The organism is Pseudonocardia sp. ICBG601, assembly GCF_020496245.1.
Genome location: NZ_JAHLJA010000166.1, coordinates 21485 through 30057 on the forward strand (window position 1 = coordinate 21485; position 8573 = coordinate 30057).

Genomic DNA, 8573 nt, shown 5'->3' on the forward strand with positions numbered 1-8573 from the left:
GTGCCCTACCAGCGGTAGCTGAACTTGTCGATCTTGAAGCCCATTTCGCGGAAGTAGGGGCTGACGACCTGGATGGTGACCGGTCCGCTGTGGCCGTCGTTGGTGACGGTGTGGCGGGTGGTGTATTCGCCGCGGTTGTCGGCGTCGCTCATGGTGAACTCGAACTCGTAGGTGCCGGGTTCGAAGAAGCGGATGGTGATGAACCCGCCATCGACCTCGCACCACAGGGGGTCACCTGGGCGGCATTCGGGGTTCCCGCCGGGGCGCACGGTGGACTGGCTGGACTGGCCCTGGCCGTAGGGCTGCCCGGGTGGTGGTGTGTCGGCGGCGCTGGCGGCGGGGGCCAGGAGCAGGGACGCGGCCAGCGCGGCCGCGGCGGTCAGTCCGGCCACGGCACGGCGGGCGATGCCGTGTCGGCGGGAACCTCGTGTAGCCCTGTCGGGAAGCATGATCGTCACGCAATGAGAGTAGGGCACGAACTGTGCGTGGCCGGTAGACGCCTGTTGGTCACACGGACGGTCGCCTGAACAAGGGAGGGGAGTCTGCGTCGCTGTTGACAGCTGTCGTCCCGTGGGGGTGTCGGCTTGTTGTCAGGTGGTGAGGCGGGCGCGGATGGCGTCGATGGGTTGGGTGTAGCCGGTGGGGCTGTTGATGGTGCGGCGTAGGTGGCGGTGGATGAGGTCGAGGGTGTCGGGGGCGGTGATGCCGGGTCGGTCGGGGTCGATGCCGATGCTGTGGTGGTCGAGGAGGTGTTCGACGGTGTAGAGGTGGTCGTTCATGACGCCTCGGACGCGTCGGTCGAGGGTTTTGGCCAGGGCGACGGTGTCGGGGTCGAGTTCGCCGAGGGCGTCGGTGGGGAGGTCCGCGGCGTCGAGGGCGGCGTGGATGCGTGCCACGAGCAGGGGGCCGGGTGGGCGCAGGTCGTGGACGCGGATGTCGGGGATGAACACCGAGAATAGGGTGTCGGCGTGGGTGAGTAGGAGGCATTTGCGTGCGCGGAGCCAGGCCAGGTGCAGGTACCAGTCGTCCCCGGTCGGGGGGAGGGTGGGGAGCTGGTCGGGGCGTTGCCGGATGGCGGTGAGTACTTTCGCGGTGGCGCGCACGATCATCATCGGGAGGGTACGGGACCGCTTCGTGTCCGGTCCGCTGTCTCATGACCTGGCGTGGGTGCCGTTCTGGTTACCGTTGCAGGGGTCGGGTTCGCGATATTTCTGATTGGCGGGGTCACGGTGCGGTACGAGCATTCCAGGATGTCGGGTGCGGGTAGGTCGTCGGGTTCGGGTGGGGCGCGGCGGGAGCCGGGTCGTCGGGTGCCGGATCGGCGGGCGACACCCTCTGCGGGGCCGTGGGGGCCGTCGCCGTCGGGGGGTGTGGAGCGGTCGTATTTTTGTCGGTCGTGCAAGTTGACGGCGGTGGGGATCAGTGTCCCGACCGGTTGGTATTTGTTGGAGCGGTCGCCGGGTGGTGGGGGTCGTCATCTGCGGTTGGGGATGTATTGCTCGTTGGCGTGTGTGTTGTCGGCTGCGGAGGATTTGAAGCTGGGGGAGCGTGAGCATGCTGTACGTCTGGGGACGTCGGTGGATGCGGAGCGGGATCGGGCTCGGGTGTTGGAGCGGGCGGAGACGATGATCCGTCGGGGGATGTCGGCGAAGGCTGCCGCGGATGTTCTTCAGGTGCCGCCGGCGGCGTTGCGGACGTGGTTGAAGGCTGCGGGGATCCCTGTGGTTCCTGATCCGGTGGAGGCGCCGACGGTGACGCCGGTGTTCGCTGCCCCGGGCAGCGTCCCGCCCTCGGCGGCCGGGGCGGGACGTGCGGGGCCCGGCGCGGTGCAGGCCGTGCCGGTGTCGCAGGTGGGTGCTGGGGCGGGGGCGCCCGACGCCGAGGCTGATGGTGAGGTCGGTGTCGGGTCCGGGGCTGTTCGGGGTGAGGGTAGCGCTGGGCAGGCCGGTTCGACAGGTCCGGGGTTGCAGAAGGCCACGCAGCAGAATGCCGTGCAGAAGGAGCCGTCCGGGGCGGCACCGTCCGGGTCGAGGGGTGCGGGGTCGAGGGGGGCCGGCCGGAAGGGTGTGGTGCCGGGTGGGGTGAAGCCGGGTCAGGATCCGGTGTTGGGGAAGTACACCTCGCCGCGGGCGTTGTTGCATCATTGGCGGCAGGTGGAGCGGATCGCGGATCTGGAGATCGGTGCGGTCCCGGCGGGGGTGGGGAAGTCGGGGCATCCGCAGGGGTTCGCCGCGACGGTGTCGGCGCGTCTGTTGGTGGGCGACACTGCGGGTGAGGTCGTGGTGTGTACGGCGACGGAGGGGGCGAAGATGAAGGCGTGTGACGTCGCGGCGTATGCGTTGGCGAAGATCCTGCGACCGATCATGGACACTGCCGCCGCCGCTGCGGCAGGTGCTGGCGCCGCTACGTCCGCCGCGGCGGCCGGGGCTGCCGCTACTGCGGCTCCCGCGCCGGTCTCTGCCCCTGCCCCTGCCCCTGGCTCGTCGGCGGTGTCGGTGTCGGCGGTGTCGGTGGTTCCGGATGCGCGGTTGGTGCGGGAGTGGGCTCGGGAGAACGGCTACACCGTCGGTGAGCGGGGGCGGCTCCCAGCCCATGTCCGGGACGCCTACCTCGCTGCGGTAGCGGGTCCAGGGTCGTCTGGGTGAGCATGGGCGGGTGAGCAGACCCGACCCGGACGCCGGGGTACTGGACGGCGCGGTTCCCGCTGCTGCGGTGCCCGATGCTGTGGGGTCGGGTGTGGCGGGGGAGATTGTGCGGGTTCGCCGGTTCGCGGAGGTGGTGCGGGCGGCGCGGCGGGCGGCGCGGGGTGTGGAGTCGCATCCGGTGTGGGGTGATCGGGAGGCTGAGGCGCTGACCGCGGTGCGGGTGGTGTCGGCGTTTCTGGATCATCACGCCCACACCGACGTCGCTCAGGTGTTCGTCAACACCCTGCTCCGCGACCTGGCCGACCTCACCGTTCTCGGAGAGGTCCACCGGGTCAGCGAGGTCGGGGCTCACGCCTCCGCGGCGGTTGTCACCGGGTCAGCCCAGGCCGGCGTCGTGGCTGCTGCTGGTGCTGATGGAGCTGGTGCTGGCGATTCGGTTCGTGATAGGTCGGAGCGGGTCCGGCGTCGGCGCTCGGCCACTCGCCGCGTTATCGCGCATGAGGGGGATGTGCCTCTGGCCTTGTGGCCGCTCGGCGACGTTCCCTCCGACATTGTTCACGACATTCCCTGCGCCACCGCCGGCGTCATCAGCGGTCCCGAGATCGGCCCTGAGGTCGGCACCAGCTCTGGTGTCAGGGCCGGTGCTGCTGAGGATGTGTCGGGCGAGGAGGCCGCGGGTGGCGCCGCGGTCGGTCGGGACCAGGGCGGTCCCGGGAAGGCTGCGCCGACCCCGACCCCGACTTCGACTTCGCCGCCGAGGTCGTCGGTGTCGGTGGGTGCGGTGCGGGTGTGGGCGCAGGCTCAGGGTTATCCGGTGGGTGCGCGGGGGCGGTTGTCGGGGCAGGTGCGGGATGCCTATCTACGGGCCCATCCGGAGTTGCTCGATCCCGGCGGGTCGGGCCTGGAGACTGGTGGTCACTGCTGATTCGGGTCAGGGGGTGAGGCCGACCCGTCGGTAGGCGGCGGTGCGGTCGAGGTGGGTGATGGTCAGGTCGTCGCCGCCGATGGCGATGGTCAGCACTTGGATCTCGTCGGGGCTGTACTGGTCGGGCAGTGTCCGGGCGAGGGTGGTGAAGCCGCGGTGCATGGTCTCGAGGGCGGTGGTGGTGCCGTGGTCGACGGTGTCGGCGATGACTTCGATCCGGACGGTGAGGTGCTCGCCGCCGAGGTCGTCGGGGTCGTAGCCGTGTTCGGCGGGAGGCTGGGTGGGTCCGGCGTAGGCGTCGGCGATGCGGCCGTGTCGGCAGAGCCCGGAGAAGTAGCTCATCAGGGCGTAGGAGGCCTGGTAGAGGTCTTTGTTGCCGCGGACGGTGAAGTCCTGGCTGGCGATGACCAGGATGTCGTCGGGGCCCATCGGGTCGGAGCGGTCAGACACGGGGACCAGTGTAGAAGCGCCCGGTGTGACCGTCGCCCGGCGTGGGGCGCCCGGGGGGTGTGGGAGAGCCCCGCACCCCGGGGGTTGTCGGCACCCTGTGCTGTCGGTGCCGTGGCCGCTCGGAGTGCGGGGCTCTGTTCTGCACGCGCGGGGCAAATGACCGCGTTGTGCGGGGGGTGTTACTTGTGGCCCTTCACGGTGTCGCCGGTGTCGCTGGCCTGGGCGCAGTTATCGGACTGGTCGGTGACCGAGTCCCCAGACTTGGCCTTGGCCTCTCCGAGGATGCCGAGGGCGCCGGTGAGGCCGTTCGCAGCGGCGGCGTCCTCGATGGGGACCTGCAGGCCGACGAGGTTGACCGGGATGTTGTTGTTGCACACCTGCACGGGCACGTTGACGTTGTTGCCGTTCAGCCCGGCGATCAGGCCTTCGGCGCTCTTGTCGATCCCGTGGTCACCATGGTCACCCCGGTCGCTGCTGGTGTGGGCCATCGCCACCGGCGAGAGCGCCATCAGCGATGCCGCCGACGCAGCCACGACAATTCCGGCCTTCTTCCACATCACGCATGTCCTCCAGGTAGTGCTGGTACTCGAATACGAGGGGGAGCCCGTACCAGCTGCAACGACAGGCGCCCTGCGCGGGAAACTGCAGGCCACGCACCACCACTCGGTCGGTGTATGTCGGCTACGCACTGCGTTCGTCGCGGGGGAGAGTGTTCACGCGAATGGCTGCCCGTTGGGGGCCGTCACGTGGTTCGTCAGGTATCGGGGTTGCCGACCTTGACCGTCCTCTCTTCGTGAGCGAGTTCCGGTGTGCCGGTGGTGGTGCAGTAGCTGATCACCCATGCCCACAGCAAATGCCCTAGGAACTCTGAAAGGTTCTCGTCGAACGGGAGGTCCGCAGTTGCCGGGGTCAATCCGAGGAGGGGTAAGGCGATCCAGTGGAAGCCCAGCCATGCGCCGGTCCCGAACAGGGTTACCAGCCAGATCCGGTTGAGGTGGATGCGCTGCGCGAGGAAGAGGAATGCGGCCGCCGCTACGGCGCAGAAGATGAAATGTGTTGTGATCCCTCCGAAGTTTATTGTGTGGGCAGAGAATGTGTAGGTCCATTCGTTTGCGGGGAGCCCGGCTTGTTCGAGTAGGACCACAGGCGGTGACGCTCTGTCTGGGGTGCGCGCGGGGAGGATGACTTCCCATCCCAGCTTGACGAGGCCGGACATTGCGGCCGCAATGATGACTCTGTACATAGTTGCTGACATGCGCGTGTTCATGTGAATTTCAGGGTGGTTTGAGCTTTTCGCGGCCTGATGGTGTTGGTCGGAGGCCGTGAAGAGCGCGAGGGTATGGGACGTGCTGAGCACGTGCCTACGGGTGCTCGGAGCGCGAGGACGGTGTCAGGGGTGATGGCGGGTCAGGGTGATGTTGCCGGCGGGGTCGGTGAGGTCGCTGTAGCCGTCGTGCAGGACGAGAGTCTCGCCGGTGGTTCGGTCGGTGGGGTGGGTGTGGGTGACTCGGGCGTGGATGGCTTGGGTGAGCCACTCTGCGATGGGCACGTTCTCGCAGGCCATGAGAGTGGTCGGGTCGGCGTCGGCGACGAATGCTCCGTCGGCGGAGACCGTCCAGGTGCCGTGGAGGGTGTTGCAGCCGTCGGAGCCGGTCCAGTGGCCGTTGTCGGTGAATTCGACGAATGCCCGCCCGCCGGCGCTGTCGTCGGTGGGGGTCCAGCGTCCGAGTAGGGCCTGCTGTAGGGGGTGTGTCGCCGGCTCGACGGTCGGGATCGGCTCGGTCACGGCTGCTCGTGCTGCGGTGTCGGCTGCTGCGGGGGTGGCGGGCAGTGGTCCGACGGCGTGGGGGCCGTCGGTGTCGGTGGTGGTGGTGTCAGGGCGAGGCACGTGGACTTCTCCGGGGTGGTGGGGGCGGTGCTGTCCGGGTTCCCAGACCTCGTAGTAGGGCCGCCCGTTGTCGGCGGCGTTGATGGCGGCGGTGTGGGGGGTGGCTGCGGTGGCAGTGCTGGTGGTCATGGCTGCGGCGGTGGTGAGTGCGGCGGCGGCGAGTAGTGCTGCGGCGCCGGCGCGGCGTGCGCGGGAGATCGTGTGCATGGGCTTCAGGAGAACATGGTTACTCGCCGGTAGTGATGGTCCACGGTGGGTGCTTGCTCGTGGCGCTGCTGCGGGCCGCAGGACGGGCTCGGTGCACCGCGCTGTCGCGTGTTGGTGCAGCCGGCCTGGCTGGCCGGCGGTCTCCATTCGCCGCCTGGGGCGTTCTCCAGTCGCGTCTCCCGTCCTCGGTCAGGCCTGGGCGGTGTCCGGCTCGTCCTCGCCGCCTCTGGTCGCTGTTGATCTGGCGTTGCCGTGTCGGTCTCCGGCCGCTGCGCGTCCGTCCTGACTTCGGTCACTTGTCTTACGAGTTCATGCGCTATTGGGGTCGGGACGTGCTGGATCTCCGACCCGACCCCAGGCTCCCGACACGACCTACATTGCCTCGACCAATCCGGCGCCCTCGACCACCTCGCCACATACCCACCGATCGGCGATAAAGGCTACATCGGGCGCGGCATGCTCACCCCGTTCAAAAAACAACCCGGCCGGGAACTTCTCGACTGGCAGAAAACATTCAACAAGAGCCTCAACCGCACACGCGCCACCATCGAGCGAGTCATCGCCCATATCAAAACGTGGAAAGTTCTCCACACAGACTACCGCCGACCCTACGCCACATTTAAAACGACAATCTCGGCAGTCATCGGACTCATCTTCTACACACTTACCTGACGGAGCCTGAATAAGCCTCAGGGTGGCTGCGACCTGGACGACGACGCCGGTGGTGCGATGCTTGCCCGACCACAGACCTGGTACGGCGGTCCATGACCAGCAGGGCAGTAGGGTTCCGTCGATGATGTACTGCCGATCGGCACGAAGCTCCTCCGCAGTCGGAACGACACTCCGCAGTGCCTGTGCCAGCAACGGTGTCACCCCCGCGATCGCTCGACTGACCGTCGACTGCGACACCCCGTAGGTTTCCGCCAACTCCCACTGCACACGATTCCCGCGCAGATACGCCAACGTGATCACCACCGACCAGAACAATCCCAGAATCGGCGGCCAAGGCCGTCGCAGGCCAGTCGCGTTCCGCTGATCCTGCTCATGCACCAGAGCGGCAAGATCCTGAATCTCATCACGCCGAAAGCCAGTGGTATAGTACATACTGCGACAACCCGTTCATCTTGGATTGATTCGGCAAATTAATCTTCGCGATGGACGGGCTGTCGCCCAACCCGACACGCCGGGCTAGATCGTTATTTCACGGGCCCTGAATAAGCCTCTCAGCCTCTCGCAGACCCAGGACGGTTCACCCTTCAACCCGACCAACCGGTATGCCCGAGCCAAGGAGGCCTCGTCCAGGGGGCTTATTCACAAGGGAGTAATTCTGTTGATCTGCGGAAGCCGTCACCGGCGATTTTGTCTCGATACCGGCACGGCGGTGTGTCGCGCTTGAAGTGCAACAGCCCTTGCCGGTTTGTTCGGTGTTCCCAGGCATCGAACGAGGATCGGCGAAGAGCTGTTGCGATTCAAAGCTATGACAGGGTTGGACGATAGACAACTCACCGATCTGGTGGTGAGAGTACACGCCCGATGCGGCGGCAAGTTCGTTTCTGCAGGTAGGCCTGTTGCGTTGGGCTTGTTCCGGTCAGTGGCCATGGTGGTGACGCTGATGCGCAAGAACGTGACCCAGGACTTCGCGGGCGCGATCTTCGGGGTCAGCCAGTCCACGGTCAGTCGCCGCTGGGACCTGCTGCGCCCGGTGATCGGCGAGGTCCTCGCCGACGTCGTGCCCGACCCGCGGGAGGTCCTCGGAGGCGGAACAGTGCTGGTCGATGGCACCGTGTGCCCGACGTGGGACTGGAACGCAGTGAGCCTTTTTCAACCTGACGTTTGTGCTGGTCAGGGGCGTGAAGGCCGGCCGGGGTGGGGCTCCTGGTAGACGGATGGGTGTCGAACCGTCGTCTGCCAGGAGCCCCGTGTGCTGTCCTACCCATCCGGGATGAACGTGTCCAGCCGTAGCGTCCGTGATCTTGCTGATCTTCTCCGGGGGCATCGGCGTCAGCGTGGAACACGCTGGCGCCGGCTCTCAGCCGGTCGGCAGGCCTTGCTGGTGCTCGCCTACCTGCGTAAGGGCGAGACCTACGCTGCCCTGGCCTGCGGGTTCGCGGTGAGCACCGCGACGGTGTACCGGTACCTGACCGAGGCGATCGGTCTGCTCGCCGCGCTCGCCCCGACCCTGGAACAGGCCATCACCGTCGCCGCTGGGAAGGCGTTCGTGATCCTGGACGGCACGCTGCTGCGTATCGACCGGGTCGGCATGACATCCGGCTACGACCGGGCGTTCTACTCCGGCAAACACAAGTGCCACGGCCTGAACGTGCAGGTCATCGCCGACCCCGTCGGCAGGCTGGTGTGGATCTCCCACCGCTACCCGGAGCCCGGCACGACATGGGTGCCGCCCGCGCCCACGGGATCATCGACGCGGTCCACGCGTCAAACACCGCCGGGGTGCGGG

Annotated in this window: 10 protein-coding genes and 2 pseudogenes; 5 read left to right on the forward strand and 7 right to left on the reverse strand. The window is 67.4% G+C overall.

Annotation, left to right across the window (positions count from 1 at the left end; genetic code table 11):
- Positions 1-5: 5 nt before the first annotated feature.
- Positions 6-458, reverse strand: a complete 453-nt coding sequence (locus tag KPL57_RS55830) for a hypothetical protein (protein ID WP_226358224.1) — start codon at positions 456-458, stop codon at positions 6-8.
- Between the two features lie 132 nt (positions 459-590).
- Positions 591-1112 (reverse strand): hypothetical protein, encoded by a 522-nt coding sequence (locus KPL57_RS55835; RefSeq protein WP_226358223.1) that lies wholly within the window; start codon positions 1110-1112, stop codon positions 591-593.
- 1251 nt (positions 1113-2363) lie between these two features.
- Between KPL57_RS55835 and KPL57_RS73200 the strand changes: the two genes are divergently transcribed.
- Together KPL57_RS73200 and KPL57_RS68335 are read left to right on the forward strand one after the other, a co-directional pair.
- Positions 2364-2645 carry a histone-like nucleoid-structuring protein Lsr2 gene (locus KPL57_RS73200; RefSeq protein ID WP_226358229.1) on the forward strand — a complete coding sequence of 94 codons (282 nt, stop codon included), beginning with the start codon at positions 2364-2366 and terminating at the stop codon, positions 2643-2645.
- Positions 2646-2655: 10 nt separating this feature from the next.
- A complete protein-coding gene (locus KPL57_RS68335) occupies positions 2656-3570 on the forward strand; it encodes an Lsr2 family protein (protein WP_264199793.1) in 915 nt (304 codons plus the stop codon).
- A gap of 6 nt (positions 3571-3576) precedes the next feature.
- Here the strand turns inward: KPL57_RS68335 and KPL57_RS55850 are convergent, their stop codons facing one another.
- From KPL57_RS55850 to KPL57_RS55865, 4 genes are all read right to left on the reverse strand, one after another.
- On the reverse strand, positions 3577-4020 hold the full coding sequence (locus KPL57_RS55850) for a hypothetical protein (protein WP_226358222.1): 444 nt from the start codon (positions 4018-4020) through the stop codon (positions 3577-3579).
- A gap of 179 nt (positions 4021-4199) precedes the next feature.
- Entirely contained in the window at positions 4200-4577 is a 378-nt protein-coding gene (locus tag KPL57_RS55855) for a hypothetical protein (RefSeq protein ID WP_226358221.1), read from the reverse strand.
- Positions 4578-4774: 197 nt separating this feature from the next.
- On the reverse strand, positions 4775-5377 hold the full coding sequence (locus KPL57_RS55860; RefSeq protein ID WP_226358214.1) for a DUF1440 domain-containing protein: 603 nt from the start codon (positions 5375-5377) through the stop codon (positions 4775-4777).
- Between the two features lie 33 nt (positions 5378-5410).
- On the reverse strand, positions 5411-6115 hold the full coding sequence (locus tag KPL57_RS55865; RefSeq protein WP_264199792.1) for an META domain-containing protein: 705 nt from the start codon (positions 6113-6115) through the stop codon (positions 5411-5413).
- Between the two features lie 252 nt (positions 6116-6367).
- On the opposite strand from KPL57_RS55865, the gene KPL57_RS55870 reads away from it, so the two are divergent.
- Complete coding sequence (locus KPL57_RS55870) at positions 6368-6787, forward strand: transposase family protein (RefSeq protein WP_226358213.1); 420 nt, start codon at positions 6368-6370, stop codon at positions 6785-6787.
- Positions 6788-6970: 183 nt separating this feature from the next.
- On the opposite strand, the pseudogene KPL57_RS55875 reads toward KPL57_RS55870, so the two are convergent.
- Positions 6971-7219, reverse strand: a pseudogene (locus KPL57_RS55875) (transposase family protein); the annotation flags it as partial.
- A gap of 493 nt (positions 7220-7712) precedes the next feature.
- Between KPL57_RS55875 and KPL57_RS55880 the strand changes: the two are divergent.
- Positions 7713-7997, forward strand: coding sequence for a transposase family protein (locus KPL57_RS55880; RefSeq protein ID WP_226358211.1), 285 nt, complete (start codon positions 7713-7715; stop codon positions 7995-7997).
- A gap of 39 nt (positions 7998-8036) precedes the next feature.
- A pseudogene (locus tag KPL57_RS55885) lies at positions 8037-8573 on the forward strand (transposase family protein); the annotation flags it as partial.

Bases quoted from the DNA above. Each gene is read 5' to 3' on its own strand.
- KPL57_RS55835 (WP_226358223.1), bottom strand. From the start codon at position 1,112: ATGATGATCGTGCGCGCCACCGCGAAAGTACTCACCGCCATCCGGCAA.
- KPL57_RS73200 (WP_226358229.1), top strand. From the start codon at position 2,364: ATGGACACTGCCGCCGCCGCTGCGGCAGGTGCTGGCGCCGCTACGTCC.
- KPL57_RS55855 (WP_226358221.1), bottom strand. From the start codon at position 4,577: ATGTGGAAGAAGGCCGGAATTGTCGTGGCTGCGTCGGCGGCATCGCTG.
- KPL57_RS55865 (WP_264199792.1), bottom strand. From the start codon at position 6,115: ATGCACACGATCTCCCGCGCACGCCGCGCCGGCGCCGCAGCACTACTC.
- KPL57_RS55880 (WP_226358211.1), top strand. From the start codon at position 7,713: ATGGTGGTGACGCTGATGCGCAAGAACGTGACCCAGGACTTCGCGGGC.